Source organism: Blautia sp. 1001283B150304_161114_C9, assembly GCF_015668165.1.
Taxonomy (GTDB): domain Bacteria; phylum Bacillota; class Clostridia; order Lachnospirales; family Lachnospiraceae; genus Blautia_A; species Blautia_A wexlerae.
The window spans coordinates 1-15,031 of record NZ_JADPGO010000019.1 but is presented as its reverse complement, the minus strand read 5'-3'; the positions used below and the strand labels follow the sequence as shown (position 1 = coordinate 15,031).

The following is a 15,031-nucleotide window of genomic DNA, read 5'->3' as shown; positions in this document are numbered from 1 at the left end:
AGGAAGATATCTGCAGGCGTGCTGACGCACGGCAAAGATATCTGACGCAGGACTTCACGCTATGATGGACTGGATTGTTTGCAGTAATTTATAGAATTGCTATAATATCATTACATTGTAATGTTAAAATAATCCAACACACGCTGGCAGTAATTGTCACACACATTATGTGTTTTTGCTCTTACACTGGCACGCTGTTCTTTATAATTATCTTTTCCGTTTTTAATATCCAGGATGAAATTCTCAAAATCCTGCATATTATACATATGTTCGCCAGGCATATATTCCAGCGGATCATCAAACACCCATCCTCTGGATTCCGTATAAGCCTCATAATCATCCAGTGTGAATCCAAGCGGTCTGTCTAACAGCAGATAATCGATCGCAACAGAAGAATAGTCAGAAACCAGCGCATCCGAACAGTTGATAAACTCATAAAGCTGCAGTCCGTTATCCGCAAGATCTCTGTTCTCCAGATAAACAATATTGGTAAGGACATTCTCACCAAAATCATAAGGTACCTGAAGGTAATGCTTCTTGATAACAATAAGAATATGATTCTCCTTACAGAACTTATTCAGTTCCAGAAGCTTATCTGCATCATCAATGATAGGAATATTGAATTCATTATTTAAGGTTTCCTCGTTCAGACGCTCACTGGAAGCATGTCTGTAGGTTGGCATCCACAGGATCAGTTTCTCGCTGTCTGTTTCCTTCAGAAGTTTCTTTTTATATTCATCTGCACGTTCACTGCCCTTAAGCATCATATCATAACGGGGATATCCAAACGAGAGCAGTTTTTTGGAAGTACATCCAAAAAATTCCATTTTGGTCTTAATGAAAATGTCCCCCGGTACCAGACAATAATCAAAGAAAACCTTACGCCCGTTCTTATTTGCCTTGTAACCACAGCCATGCCAGAGATCGATAAAGAGCTGATTTCTTCTCGACATACCAATCCAGTTAAAAGCCTGGGTGTAAAAAATATATTTTGATGTCAGTGCATATTTATATGCTTCTGCTCTTCGGATCGTGGAACCTTTCTTAAAGTTCTGCACAAATTTCACATTTTCAAACTGATATTCTTTATATTTAGACGGTTCATGGACCAGCCATACAATCTCATACTTTTTGTTGTATCCTTTCTCAATAAGATAGTCAAACAAAGCACGACCATTATCCGTAAAATCATCATTTGTTTCAAAGAGCATTCTATTCTCTACAAGTGCAGGGGGGAATTTCTTAAGGCGTCTGATCTTGCGATTATCATATAATCCATAGGTCACAGTTGCCCATGTCTCCTGCAACATGGCTTTTCTTCCCTTTTGAACTCTGACCTTGTTAATCTTGTTAATGGATTTTTTCAGTTTTTTTATTTTCTTTTTTATTCTTTTTTTCATATCTGGCTCCCTAGAATTCTTTTAATTTCTCACGAAGCATCGTTGAGGATGTATCTTTGGTATATGGCAGAAATACCAGCTTAGCGCCCAGCTCTTCCATTTCTTTTCCAGTCTTCTCCCAACGTGCATTGCCCTTCCAGTCATCTCCGATATAGATTTCATTAAAGTGGACTTTTTCCCATACCTGCTTTTTGTCCAGGGTTGTCGTCACGATCACCTCATCAACATATCTGATGGCCCGTACAATCTCTGCCCTTTCTTCCAGCGGAACGATCGGTCTTTTGTTTTTATATGACTCTACCAGATCATCCGCATTCACACCGACAATCAGATAATCGCAATGTTTTTTTGCATTTCTGATCAGGTTCAGATGTCCTATATGAAACATATCAAAGGTTCCCTGTGTATATCCTATTTTTTTCTCCATTACATTCTCCCTGTTTTATTGCATTAATAGATAACTGTTCTCTTCGCATTCATATAACAGCTACAATTGTAAATAATCTGCAAGCCTTTTGCAATAGTTTTCTGTTTTATTGTGCATCTGTTTCAGATTCTTTGCTCTCTCCTGCCGGTAACTGTCTGTTCCATCAGTCAGATGTTTCATAAATTTTCTGATATCACAGGCATTATAGATTTTCTCACCCGGCATATATTCCAGCGGATCTTCAAATACAAATCCCCTTTTTTCTTTATATATATTGTAATCCGCAAGCACATATCCAAGCGGTCTGTCCAACAGCAGATAATCTACTGCCACTGACGAGTAATCAGAGAGCAGACCGTCGCTGATCCCTATCAGTTCATAAAGTTTTATCTGTTTTTTCTCCAACAGGGCTTCCGCAACATAACGTATATTGGTAAACTCCTGTTCATTCTCATCCCATTCCGTCTGAAGCGGATGCTTCTTTATGATCAGAATAATCTCCTGCTCCCTTAGATAACTGTCCAGTTCTTTCAGCTCGTTCATATCCTGTATTGCCGGAAGCTGACAGGGAAGCTCAATCTCATTTTCCGCACACCCTCCCAGATCACTTTTTCTGAAAGTCGGCATCCACAGAACAACTTTTTTCCCTTTCCATCCGAACAGACTGTCCAGAATTTCATCCTTACTCATTGACGGATGCAGCATCCAGTCATATCTGGGATATCCCATCATTAACAGCCTGTCCGGTTCGCAGTTCCATAGTCCGGATTTCGTTTTCACAAATACCGGTCCGGGAACAAGTGCATAGTCAAAATCAGGCTTTATATTCTGTTTTTTCTTTCCCTGCTCTGCATCTTTATAACCGCACCCATGCCACAGATTTACAACTGTCTGTCCTTTACACCGATACCTGTTCAGTCCTGCACTGTTATGAGAATAAAAGAAAAATCCGGCTGTAGCACCATAATAATATGCCAGCGGACTGCTCCATCCATATTTATTTTCAGCAGTTACAAATTTTACATTTCCGGTATTCTGATTTCTGAATTTTCTTTTTTCAGAGACCAGCCAGATGATCTCATATTTTTTATTATACCCGGAACTTATAAGATATTCATAAAAAGCTTCCGGATTATCTGTGCAGTCCATCATTTCCCGATTTTTAAACACAAGCCGGTTTTTCTTTACTTTTCCAAAACGCACAGTCAGCTTTCCAATGACCTGCTGCTCTGTTTTTGTCATAAAACGACCGATATAGTGCAGGATCATTCCGAAAAAGCCCAACCTTTCCGTATGTTTTTTAATCGCACTTTTTGTCATACATGCCTCCGGAATCTTTGTAAGATAATTCAAATGCAGACTTTTCGGGAAGGATACTCTCAAAAGAATCTTTGATATTTCTTTTCTGTTGTCTGAAATCTCCTATATTTTCCGTATCATTTATACACAATATTTTACACTTCTGATTTCTGAGTACATCATGTATCTGCCGGTCGTGAAGACCTATGGTAAAAAATTTCCCGATTTTCGGTGATTGAGGTTCATATTTTCCCTCCATATACTGCCAGTATTTCATCACATACTGATTTACATCCCCCGGAGAACGGAATCGTGTCCTGCATACTCTGTCCAGCACTTCGCCTTCTTCCCTCCACACTTCTTCAAAGGTACTCTTCAAAAAAGAGCTTGAGATATGAGAATATTTAAAACTGGAAAACTCCCTGTACGGAAGCATCAGCATATTTCTGAATACCATTTTTCCATATGCAGGATGAAACCATTTTTTCCAGTTTCTGCCAATCACTTCTCTCTTTGAATAATGCATATTTACAAGTGCCGCATTGTTCATAAGAATGCAGGCAAACGGATTATTGATATCATCCTGTACCAACGCTGTTTCTATACAATAGTCTCTTGGAAGACCATTTCTGAAAAAGTCTTCCGGTTCCATTTTATTTATGATGAAGGTATCATCATTAAAATATACAAACTGTTCGGATAAACCTCGGATCCGATGCATATTCAGTTCAATGGGATGACTGCTGAATGTGGGCAGATACTGCTTCGGAATATAATCCTCGTGTTTTACAACTGTCAGCTTCGGATGATCTGTATTCAGCCATGAAGGGATATGCCCCCATGTCACAAAATATATATGATTCACCCATGGAGCAAACTTTTCAACACCTCTGAACCAGTACTGCAGATTTTCCCAGTCCCGAAATCTGCTGTCCTGTGTCTGGTCATTTTTAATTCCCAGATACTCATTTCTCTGCTTTATCCAGGCTGAGTCTGATCCATCCACCCATGGCAATACAAAATCAATCTTGTCCATCTGTAATTTACCTCGTATGATAATATAAATCTTTCAAACGTTTTGCCTCTGTCTCAATGTTAAAATGCGCATCTGACAGCCGCATCTTTATCAGATCAGCCGCTTCTCTGTTCATAGAACTCATTGCCATCACTGCTGCCGCCCACTGTATATTATCTCTGTCAAGTGACAGCCGTCTGACTCTCTCAGGAAAAACAACTGCCTCCTCAGACACCGCCTCTGACATTACGCAGGCAAGTCCATTTGCCTGGGCTTCAATAAGCGCAAATGGCACACCCTCAAAAACAGACGGAAACAGAAAAACATCCATAGCAGATAAATACCTGCGGATATTCTCCTGTTTACCGGCAAAATATACCTTATCTTCCAGTCCTTTCTGCACTGTTTTCTCTTTTATCTCTTTGTACAGACCTTCCTTTGGACCTACCAGACACAGCATCACATCTTTTTTTTCGGAAACGATCTGTTGGAAAATATCAAGCATTCTGTCATGATTCTTCGGAATATCAAATCTTCCTACATGACCGATCACTGTTTTATTTTCCCATCCCAGTTCCTTTCTGAGTGAATCTCTGTCTTTTTCTGAAAAACTGAACTTCTCTGCCTGAATGGCATTATTGATCAACGTAACCTGACCGCTTTGGAAAGCTTTATCTCCAAACAGCCACCTGCCCGCCATTTCTCCGCATGCAATCCTGTCAGTAGCATATTTTGCAATCTTTGGTCTGTTCCAGTTGTCCATGATTTTTCTGATCAGTCCGGGACAGGAAGAGCTGTGGCTGTGCGCAATTATCTTTGGCACTTTCATTGTATGAGCCACACGTAACGGAACAATATTTGCAGCTGAAAGCATATTTACATGTACTGCATCATATTTTGTTTCTTTTAATATTTTTTTCAGTTCTTTTATATAGCCCTGATAGTTCTTTTTTACATTTGGAATATAGTAGATCCTTCCACCCAGTTTCCTGATTTCCTCTTCATATGCAATTTTATCATACATACACACAAAATCAAACTGTATATCCATATGCACCAGAACTCTATAGTAATTCATCACAAATGCTTCCAGACCTCCGGCAACATTTCCCATTCCAATCTGCAGTATTTTCATGATACGCTCTCCCATCCGTCACTATTGTCCACTCTGAATCCTATTGCGATCCTCTCGAAAAATCATTCCCGTACCGCATAATGTTCCGTCACCTTTTTCTTTAACAGCCGTATCAATTTCTGATATCCTGTAATCTTCTTAAGAAAATCCAGGCAGTAACTGATTCCCAGCGAAATCACAAGAACTGCAACAGGAATCAGCCAGAATTTTTTTAATGCAAATACATATTTTCCCAGAGAATCTCTCACAAATGTATGTACCAGCCAAATGTTCATGGAATGCTTGCCCAGATACTGAAGGAACAAGGATACAGGCGTAATCCTGAACAAATATTCAACGCAAAAGAGAATCAGCAGGAATGGAACAAGTGCATACCGAAATTCCCAGAAAATTTTCAGGTCGATTTTATGGTACAGGAAAAGGCCGGCACACAGTAAAGCAGACAAACAGATGAATTTTAATTTTTTCCGCCTGTATTCATGCAATTTTTGAAAGAAATTATATTTACAGCATAACATTCCTGCCACAAATATCAAAAGAAATGAATATGGCTTTGAGCCTCCCTGAAATCCAATACCTAAAATTCTCGGAAGCAAAAAGATAACTGCAATACAGAATATGCCTCCAAATTTCTCAATCGTCCCATCTAACAGAGGAAGCAATATAATAAATACAAACGCAGCACTCATATACCACCATGCCCCGTTAAGACTTTCAGTCTCCAAAAGTCTGGAGATTCCCAGTATATCTGCAAATACGGCGAATCCTCTTTCATAAAAGGTTTCTCCCCACTTGCTCGGATCCTTAAGTCCAAATCCAAAGTAAATAAGATAGGATACAGCTGCAGTAAACCAGAATCCGGACATAGTGGAAAGAAGATGTCCGGATATCCATTCTGATACTGCATACTTTTCTTTATTTTTCATTTTAGCCGAATATCCATACATCAGCCCGTAACCGGATACAAATGCAAATATTGCCACGCAGATCTTACAGCATTCCGCAATAGCAACAAGCTGTTCTGTTGTCAGCCCGCACAGATCCACCTGATATCTTTCGATTCTGTCTGCAAGACGGTAGCAGTGGTGAAAGATCAGCAGTAACACTGCAAGACCTTTTAAAGCTGCTGAATCTTCTTTTTTTAATCCGTTTGTCATATACTCCTCCGGATATTTCTGACTTCTTAAATTTTTTCTCTGTCAGTTAGTCATTTTCTCATACTGTTCAGAAATCGTATCAATATCTCCGTAAGCGATCAGTTTTCCTTTTTCAAGGATCATCGCCTTATTACAGATTCTCTGAACCTGCGCCAGAGAATGAGAGACAAACAACACTGTTACACCCGAATCAAACATGCTGAGTACTTTCTTCTCACTCTTCTTACGGAATTTCGCATCACCCACAGATAATACCTCGTCCAATATCAGAATTTTGGGAGAAACCACTGTAGCAATCGAAAATCCAAGTCTGGATTTCATACCTGATGAATAGTTCTTGATCGGCACATCAATAAAATCCTTCAATTCGGAAAATTTCACGATCTCATCATACTTCTCATCAATAAATTCTTTGGAATATCCAAGCATTGCTCCGTAAAGATAAATATTTTCCTTTCCTGTATACTGTTGATCAAATCCTGCACCCAGTTCCAGAAGCGGAACCATCTTCCCATGTTTTGTAACTGAACCTTCTGTTGGTTTGAAAACGCCTGCGATAACCTTAAGAAGAGTACTCTTTCCTGCACCATTCAGTCCGAGGATTCCTACCCTGTCTCCTTTTTCCACTGTAAAGCTCACATTCTGCAAAGCCCAGAATTCATTATATTTAATCTCTTTTTTAATTGACTTGATAATATAATCTTTCAGACTGTCTACTTTCTCTTTGCTGAGATTAAATTTCATACTCACATTATCAACAATAATCGCTGGTTGTTTGCTCATTTTTTCTCCTTATTTTTCAAAAATAATTCGTTCCGCTGCCCTGCAGCTTTCTGTCTCAGTTCTCAGATGTAAAGAATAAAATCATCCTGTTTCTTCTTGAAGCAGAATAATCCAATCACCATTGCCACAACGGAAAAGATAAGTGCATATGCAAAATAATGAATATTCATTGCTTTTCCAAATACTGAACATCTGAAAATATCAATCACACAATACAATGGGTTATATTTCAGTATCCATGCCCATCCACTCTTCAAAAGCTTTTCAGGATAATAGAAAATCGCACATGTATACATAACCAGCATAAGTGCTACAGACCAGAGATATTCCATATCTCTGAAAAATACACCTATTGTTGCCAGGATCATTCCGCATCCATATGACATAATAAGAATCAGTATCAGTGCGATTGGTGCCTGAAGCAGATAGAACGTAGGCTTTACACCAAGTATCACACTCACCATTGCCAGTACGATCAGTGAGATCAGAAAGATCACATAGTTAAAAAGCACACTGGACAGCGGATACAAATATTTGGGTACATATACCTTTTTGATCATTGCCGAGTTCTGACGTATAGATTTCAAAGCGGCCTTGGTGGACTGTGAAAAGAAACTGTACAGGAGTCGTCCGGTCAGGATATATACAGGAAAGGTCCTGTCTGTATTCCCATACAAAGTACCAAATACAATTGTAAGCACGATCATGGTAAGCAACGGCTCCAACATAGACCATATCATTCCCAGATAAGAACGTCTGTATTTCAGCTTAATCCCTTTTTTTACCAGTTCTGACAAAAGAAACCGGTATTGCATAAAATTATCAACGTATTTTTTCATGTCCTCTCCATTATTTCTGTTTTTTATTTCATTTTATAATTCTTTTGTGCAGAAATCTGTTATCGTCAGGCGGATATTTGCAATCCGCTTCGCAGTTTATTTTCTTTTTGCCGGACAACTGTCTCTACACAAAACAAACCACCTTGTACTGTATCATATTCTCTGATGTCTTGCAACCGGTATCCGTAATTTTGCGCAAAATAAAATCCCAATCTTTCCTGTCATTTTATGGTTATCCCATAAAATAATATAAAAGATCAGGATTTTTATATGTCATGCCAGTCAGTTAAAATGATCCACTGGAACCCCCATGCGTCTCACCCGAAGAACTTGTGTGGGTACTGCTTCCACCGCCACCGGAACTTTCTTCCTTCGGCTTCGCCGTACGTGTGACCTGATGATACAGAAATATATCCCGGCTTCTGTTAATATGAAGACTTCCGTCTTTCATATAATCTGCTGCATCCGGCTTCATATGTACAGTCTTCATCCGGCTTCTCATTACTCCGGTTACGATCAGCGCGATCACAAATCCGACCACAAGCGAAATGAGAAATATCATATAAAAAGGGATGGTTTCCTCCGGCAGATTTTCTACATCGTACGGTTCTCCGCTCTGTGCCTGAATGATAAATTCTTCGCACAGATCAGCAAACTTCATAAAGCCCTCATAATACTCACCATCGGATAAATATGACACAAAGTTATCCGTCATATATTCCTGTCCTGCATCAGTAAAAATCTGAATAGCCTCTCCATGTGTGGAGATACACCGCTTACGTTCTGACATGGTTATCAAAAACAATATACCACTCTTGTCCTCTCCCATGCCATAGTCATTATAATCAAAGAAATCGTCTGCATAATCCTGCGGAACTGCACCATCCAGAGTCTCCTCTGTGACAACCACAACATCACAGCCGTAGTCCTCGCTGACCTGATCCAGTTTCGCCTCCAGTTCTTCTTTCTGCCCATCATCTAACAGATCTGCAAAATCTGCCAGCCTTTCTGTATGCACTTCTTCTGCCGCATAAACATTTTCTGAAAATGCTTCCGTCACAAATCCTGTTGTACCTGATACAGTAAGAACAGAAGCCAGAAATACAGGTATGATCTTTTTCTTCAGCATATCTTTCGTCCTCCCCTAAAAAATCAGCAGTCCGGCAAGGCACAAAACAACCGTAAATACAGCGGTCAGTCCGGCAAGCCATTTCAAATAAATTCCCCTGTCAATCGGAAGGTCTCCTGTCATTTTTCCGGTTTGTCCGTTCATTGCAAATATATATTTCTTATCTTTCCATGTTGTATTCAGAATCCATACCGGATACAGTGCATACTGTGCTTTTCCGCCTGAAATATTTACGTTTGTATTTTCGGGAACAACAGAAGCATAACCCTTCACTGTATCTGCCAGTACTTCCTCTGCGCTCTTTTTCATACGGTCATGTGCCCTGTTGATGCTCTCTTTTTCACTGACATCATACTTATCTGCCAGATATCCGGAAAGATATGCGGTCTGAAAATCCACAGACTCTGAAATTTTAAATGGTTCAATGGATTCCATCAAATCATCTGCCATCTTTTCTGATCCATCTACAGGTACAGAAACGAATGTCATCTCTCCGCTTCGCTCCACAGAATAGTAGCTGGTCTCCGTATAATCATAATCATGGTCACTCCACATTCTTACCTTTGTCGCCTTATAACGCACATCAGCATCAACATCCCCGTCAAAAAGCCAGAACGGAACATACAGCCCCTTAATCTCATCAATATGATTTTCCCTGCGAAATGCTTTTGGCAAAAATGTTCTTCCCTTAATATGCCTGTAATATGCTTCTTTTGCCGCTTTCTTATCCAATTTGAACGGAATCACCAGATCCGGCCTTAATGCACCTTTAAACTTCTCTGTCATAATTACGGGATTTCCACAATACGGACAATTTGATGCTCCTGTATTCTCATCTGCGATAATCTCACCACCACAGGACTGACAGGTATAGACATTCATTCCATCTGTCTCACCTTCCTGCCATTCTCCACCGGCATCTGTCTGCCATCCTGACAGATCATCCTGCTGTCCGGCTTCACGCTCCATCTGCGCATCCAGTTCTTTTAATGTCTCAAGTTCAAATTCTGTATCACAGTATGGACACTTCATTTTCTGGGACTTACTGTCAAATTCTATTGCACCGCCACAGGCAGGGCATTTATATTCTCTCAGATCAGACATAGACATTTCTCCCCCTGCTGTATTTTACTGTCTTGGCTTTCCACATTCTGCACAGAACTTTCCTGTATTTACCGCACCACAGCTACATGTCCACTTTCCGGTCGGTCTTGGGCTTCCGCATTCAGAACAGAATTTACCGGTATTTACTGCGCCGCAGCTGCATATCCACTCTTCCCGCTGCGGTTTCGGTTTACCACATTCAGAGCAGAATTTTCCTGTATTCTCTGCACCACATTCACATTTCCATGTTCCTGCCCCGGATGCCGGCTGCATATTCTGTGCTGCCTGCTGCTGTGCCCCCATCTGATAGAGATTCTGCATATTCGCTCCACCTGCCTGGCCTGCCATGCCCATTCCCATAAATCCGGTCATAGCACCTGCAGTGTTGGAGGCTGCTGATTTCATTGCATCTGCCTGAGCACCGGCAAGTGTCGCTGCTGCCATAGTCGGATCTCTGAGAATGGCATTCTTCTGTGCATCTTTGATAAGCTGTGCATCCTCTTCCGGAAGAGTCACAGGATTCATGGCAATGGAAACAACCGCAAGACCTCTGGTCTGCTGCCATTTTTTCGTAAGGGCTTCATTCATGGCATCGCATAATTCCAGAACATGTCCCGGAATGGCACTTGGACGGATCTGAAGTTCTGAGATTTTTGCAAATGCAGGCTGAAGAGCACTTACAAATTCTGTCTTTAACTGAACTTCAATTTCTTCTCTGTCATACTGCTGTTCAACATTTCCGCACACATTTGTATAAAACAGGAGCGGATCGACAATCTTATAAGAATATACTCCATTACAGCGCACAGATACATCTATGTCAAGACCGATATTTCTGTCAACTACCCGGAATGGGATTGGATTTGCTGTTCCGAATTTATTATCTACCAGTTCTTTTGTATTAAAATAATAAACCCTCTGGTCTTTGCCTGTATCGCCGCCAAATGTAAAACGCTTCTTTACTGTATCAAAAGTCCTGTGGATCCCCTCTCCCAGACTTCCGGCAAAAATACTTGGTTCTGTGGATGCATCATAGGTAAACTGTCCGGGTTCTGCACAAACCTCCACAACCTTTCCCTGTTCTACGATGATCATACACTGACCATCTGCAACAGCAATTCCGGAACCGCTTGAAATAATATTATCACTGCCTTTTTTGTTGGAAGAACGTCCGCCTACTCTCTTCTCACCCTTTACAACCAGAACATCTTTATCTATTGCATCGCAGTAAAAAAACTCCTTCCACTGATCTGCCATTGTTCCGCCAAATGCACCGGCTGCTGCTTTGATCAATCCCATAATTTATATCTCCTTCCTGATTACATATTATTTTATACATATTTCTTACAGATATTTTCTACCCATATTTCCTGTTAGTGTGCCGACAAGTTGATTTCTCGAACGCTCTTGCGTCTAAATTTCTTATTTTGTGGGTAATTATGTGTGTTTTTTTACAATATAATATTTTTACAGTTACAAATTGATATTTATAAGTTCATCATATCATACATTTTCCGAATTGTCATGCGCAAAAACTCCTCTTTTCTGTCATTTTGCAACATATGAGCACATAAATCGCTGCTGTCCACTCCACAGTAACTATAATGCGACGCGCAGTTATTCAAAAGTTCATGAATAGCAATATACACTTACAATGTATGAAATCTATAAATTCTTTTTTAATTTCAATATATTTTGTCCGTCTGCATATTCATATGAAACTTCATCCATCATTTCCTTAACCAGAAAAATTCCAAGCCCCCCGATTTTTCTTTTTTCTATATCCAGGGTAACATCCGGATCTTTATTTTCTAATGGATTATAAGGAATGCCTTTGTCTATAAACGTCAGTTCCAGTCTTTCAGGAAAATTCTTTATTTCAACCTGTACAGTTGCCTCTCCAGTTTTTGGCGTATAAGCATAATAGGCAATATTGCCAAATATCTCATCTATCGCAATATCTATCTCCATCTGTACTTTTGCAGAACATCCATTTGCTTCCAGTATGGAATTTACAAAATCTGTAATTACCGCTATATTCTCTATTTTTGCTTCTTCTGTAATACTTTTCAAATCCACCTCTCCTTCCTTCATTCAGTTCAGATAGATAGAATCCTCCTTTTCGCTGTGCAGTTCTGTATCTTTACAGCCACAGTCATTCGATTGACAGTATGTCTGCAAATCCCGTAATATCGAATACATCCTGTATGATATCACTCACATGAATCAATTTCATAGTTCCTTTTACATTCATAAATTTCTGCATTTTCAGAATAACACGCAGGCCGGCTGATGAAATATATTCAAGCCCTGCAAAATCCAATACAAGTTCCTGAGTATTGATCAACTCTTTCTCGGCAAAAGTATCCAATTCAGGTGCAGTTGCTGTATCTAATCTCCCGGTCAAAAATACCGTATCTTTTGTTCCTTCATTTTTCTTTTCAATTTTCAGACTCATTTTCTCTCTGCCACTCAAAATGTGTTTAAATATACTCAAACGCATCGAGAAATTGAAGTTCTCACGAATACTTCTTACTGCTTCATTGTGTATGTTTTGACGATTGCAAACAATACGCTACTCACAGGTTCTTGTACACTCCACAGTCGTTAATTCCCGAAACAGCCTTCGGTACATACTTACATTTGCTTTTAATCATGCAATCTTGTAAGTTTTAGCATCTTTTAAATTAAGTGCCGCATTGAAGTCCCTGTCTGCAACATAGCCACATTCACATCTGTAAATTCTATCTGAAAGCTTTAAATTTTTTTTGACAGAACCACAATGGTGACAGGTCTTTGAAGACGGATAAAATCTATCTGCTACCCTTAATTCAATGCCGTTTTCATCACACTTGGCTTTAAGCCTTGTTCTAAATTCATAAAACTTCTGAGATGCAACAGCTTTTGAAAGACACCTGTTTTTCATCATTCCTTTTACATTTAAATCTTCAATCGTTATGTAAGATGGTTTGGTTTTCACTATCTCAGCGATCGTCTTGTTAATGTAATCAGTACGGATATTATCCATTTTATGATGAAGTTTTTGTACCTTAAGCTTTTGTTTCTGTATATTTGCTCTTTGAGTGGACTCTCCTTTCTTTAAATTTTCATACTTTCGGGAAAGACTTCTCTGTTCCCGGATCAGTTGTTTTTCAAGTTTCTTTAATCCTGCCGATTTGTTGATGTTCCTGTATGTCTTTCCATTTGAAACAATGGCAAAATCTTTTAGTCCAAGGTCTATACCGATTCCCTCGTTTGAGTTATTGTCGATATTGATATCAGGAATCTCTACAAGAACAGAAACATAAAATCTGCCAGCCTTAACAGACACTGTACCACTTTTGATCATATATCCATCCTTTGTTGTTGGGATATATCCTTTTTCTTTGATGCGGACCCATCCCAAGGTTGGAATCTTAAGTCTGTGCCTTTCGCATTGACAATCCTTTGGGTTATTTCTGACGAAATACATCTTCACATCAGATTTACCTTTCTTTTTAAATTTAGGAAAATCACTCTGATGTTTAAAAAATCTTGTAAAAGCAGTACATCCATCTTCGATAGACTTTTTTACGGCTTTTGAATACACTTCCCTGATCCATGTTTTGTCAGGATTATCTGGAATGTATTTGTTGTTAAGCCATAGACTAAAGTCCTTACCAGTCATAAACTTTTCACCATTATCATGCAGAGCTTTGTTGTGACCAAGGTAGAAGTTATAGACATATCGGCAAGTGCCTATCGTCCTGCGGATCCTGGCTTTCTGTTCTTCAGTTGGATTGATTTCCGTCTTGAAGCTCTTTAGCAATCTCTTCATCCCTTTCTATTTGTTTTTTATACTTACGAAGTCCATACAATCTGCAGGAAAAAACATGAAGTATAGATACAATATCCTGTACAAGTTCTTCTTGCGGTGATAGTTCTTCATTGTTCACTATAGTTGTGTTGAACTTCATACAGAATTTTTCAAACCAGTCATATCCAAATCTGATAAATCTGTCTTTATGTGTAACTATGATGGTTTTAATTGTTTGTTCCATCACTTCATCTAACAGCTGATTCCACTTTTTGCGGTTATAGTTTAAACCACTGCCATACTATTCAATACATTGGTCTACAATCACTCCTCTGGCATTACAGAATTGACGTAAAAACGATACCTGATCCTGTAAATCATCCTTTTGATCTCTTGTAGAAACTCTTGCATAAATAACAATTTGTCGAGTATCATTCTCTGTATCTATGCCTTTGAATTGAAGATATTGATTGTAAGTATAATAACGCCTGTCAGTTGGAGTTCGATTTGCTTTTAGCGTTCCTTCCCTGTCCCAACGCTGTAATGTTTTCACAGAGACACCTAATAATTCAGCAAAATCTTTTGGTTTATAATTAGTGATATTCGATGTGTTCATAGCAATACCTCCATGAGCATATTTTAACACATTTAATCACTAATATTATTGATCACTTAAAAATCCTCCTTTTTCAGATAATGTCAAATTTCTGTTCTGTCAGCATCTTCTGCCGTTACTGAAAACTTATAAAAAGTTATAAACTTCTATGTTCCATTCCTACTTCAACGAGTATGCTTTTGATGATATAAATATCAATCTACTCACAAGTTCCTGTACTCTCCATAGGCGTAAATTCCGGACTAACGTATCCGTACATATTTGCATTAACGTTTCAGTGTCAGCCTGCAAATTTTTCTCCATAAGTCTTGAGATTTATAGATGCCTGGAA

14 protein-coding genes and 1 pseudogene are annotated in these 15,031 nt (G+C 39.2%); all 15 read right to left on the bottom strand.

The genetic code is table 11. The annotated features are described in order from the left end of the window. Positions 1 to 110 precede the first annotated feature (110 nt). The 15 genes and pseudogenes from I4V44_RS10805 to I4V44_RS10735 all read right to left on the bottom strand — a co-directional run bounded on the left by I4V44_RS10805 (position 111) and on the right by I4V44_RS10735 (position 14,685). Positions 111 to 1,400, bottom strand: a complete 1,290-nt coding sequence (locus I4V44_RS10805; RefSeq protein WP_022381306.1) for a CDP-glycerol glycerophosphotransferase family protein — start codon at positions 1,398 to 1,400, stop codon at positions 111 to 113. 10 nt (positions 1,401 to 1,410) lie between these two features. Then, positions 1,411 to 1,827, bottom strand: a complete 417-nt coding sequence (locus tag I4V44_RS10800; RefSeq protein ID WP_008703533.1) for an adenylyltransferase/cytidyltransferase family protein — start codon at positions 1,825 to 1,827, stop codon at positions 1,411 to 1,413. Between the two features lie 60 nt (positions 1,828 to 1,887). Next, positions 1,888 to 3,147, bottom strand: coding sequence for a CDP-glycerol glycerophosphotransferase family protein (locus I4V44_RS10795; protein WP_196002705.1), 1,260 nt, complete (start codon positions 3,145 to 3,147; stop codon positions 1,888 to 1,890). Further along, positions 3,128 to 4,162 (bottom strand): Stealth CR1 domain-containing protein, encoded by a 1,035-nt coding sequence (locus tag I4V44_RS10790; RefSeq protein WP_025577094.1) that lies wholly within the window; start codon positions 4,160 to 4,162, stop codon positions 3,128 to 3,130. Before I4V44_RS10790 ends, I4V44_RS10795 begins: the two co-directional genes overlap by 20 nt. 7 nt (positions 4,163 to 4,169) lie before the next feature. Continuing rightward, complete coding sequence (locus I4V44_RS10785; RefSeq protein ID WP_008703536.1) at positions 4,170 to 5,276, bottom strand: glycosyltransferase family 1 protein; 1,107 nt, start codon at positions 5,274 to 5,276, stop codon at positions 4,170 to 4,172. 62 nt (positions 5,277 to 5,338) lie between these two features. Then, positions 5,339 to 6,433 carry an acyltransferase family protein gene (locus I4V44_RS10780; protein ID WP_196002704.1) on the bottom strand — a complete coding sequence of 365 codons (1,095 nt, stop codon included), beginning with the start codon at positions 6,431 to 6,433 and terminating at the stop codon, positions 5,339 to 5,341. A 42-nt stretch (positions 6,434 to 6,475) separates the two neighbouring features. Further along, a complete protein-coding gene (locus I4V44_RS10775) occupies positions 6,476 to 7,216 on the bottom strand; it encodes an ABC transporter ATP-binding protein (RefSeq protein ID WP_008703540.1) in 741 nt (246 codons plus the stop codon). 62 nt (positions 7,217 to 7,278) lie between these two features. Next, positions 7,279 to 8,055 carry an ABC transporter permease gene (locus tag I4V44_RS10770; RefSeq protein WP_008703542.1) on the bottom strand — a complete coding sequence of 259 codons (777 nt, stop codon included), beginning with the start codon at positions 8,053 to 8,055 and terminating at the stop codon, positions 7,279 to 7,281. Positions 8,056 to 8,341: 286 nt separating this feature from the next. Then, positions 8,342 to 9,184 (bottom strand): TPM domain-containing protein, encoded by an 843-nt coding sequence (locus tag I4V44_RS10765; protein WP_055058064.1) that lies wholly within the window; start codon positions 9,182 to 9,184, stop codon positions 8,342 to 8,344. A gap of 15 nt (positions 9,185 to 9,199) precedes the next feature. Next, positions 9,200 to 10,288: a hypothetical protein gene (locus tag I4V44_RS10760; protein ID WP_008703545.1), complete on the bottom strand. Its 1,089-nt coding sequence runs from the start codon at positions 10,286 to 10,288 to the stop codon at positions 9,200 to 9,202. Positions 10,289 to 10,312: 24 nt separating this feature from the next. Then, on the bottom strand, positions 10,313 to 11,587 hold the full coding sequence (locus tag I4V44_RS10755; RefSeq protein WP_118669800.1) for an SPFH domain-containing protein: 1,275 nt from the start codon (positions 11,585 to 11,587) through the stop codon (positions 10,313 to 10,315). A 366-nt stretch (positions 11,588 to 11,953) separates the two neighbouring features. Further along, on the bottom strand, positions 11,954 to 12,367 hold the full coding sequence (locus I4V44_RS10750) for an ATP-binding protein (protein ID WP_319792452.1): 414 nt from the start codon (positions 12,365 to 12,367) through the stop codon (positions 11,954 to 11,956). 76 nt (positions 12,368 to 12,443) lie between these two features. Then, positions 12,444 to 12,746, bottom strand: coding sequence for an STAS domain-containing protein (locus I4V44_RS10745; protein WP_008703548.1), 303 nt, complete (start codon positions 12,744 to 12,746; stop codon positions 12,444 to 12,446). A gap of 195 nt (positions 12,747 to 12,941) precedes the next feature. Continuing rightward, the gene (locus tag I4V44_RS10740) at positions 12,942 to 14,105 is read right to left on the bottom strand and encodes an RNA-guided endonuclease InsQ/TnpB family protein (protein ID WP_196002703.1); all 1,164 of its coding nucleotides are present in this window, start codon (positions 14,103 to 14,105) and stop codon (positions 12,942 to 12,944) included. Beyond that, positions 14,059 to 14,685: pseudogene (locus I4V44_RS10735) on the bottom strand (IS607 family transposase). Before I4V44_RS10735 ends, I4V44_RS10740 begins: the two are co-directional and overlap by 47 nt. Between the last annotated feature and the right edge of the window lie 346 nt (positions 14,686 to 15,031).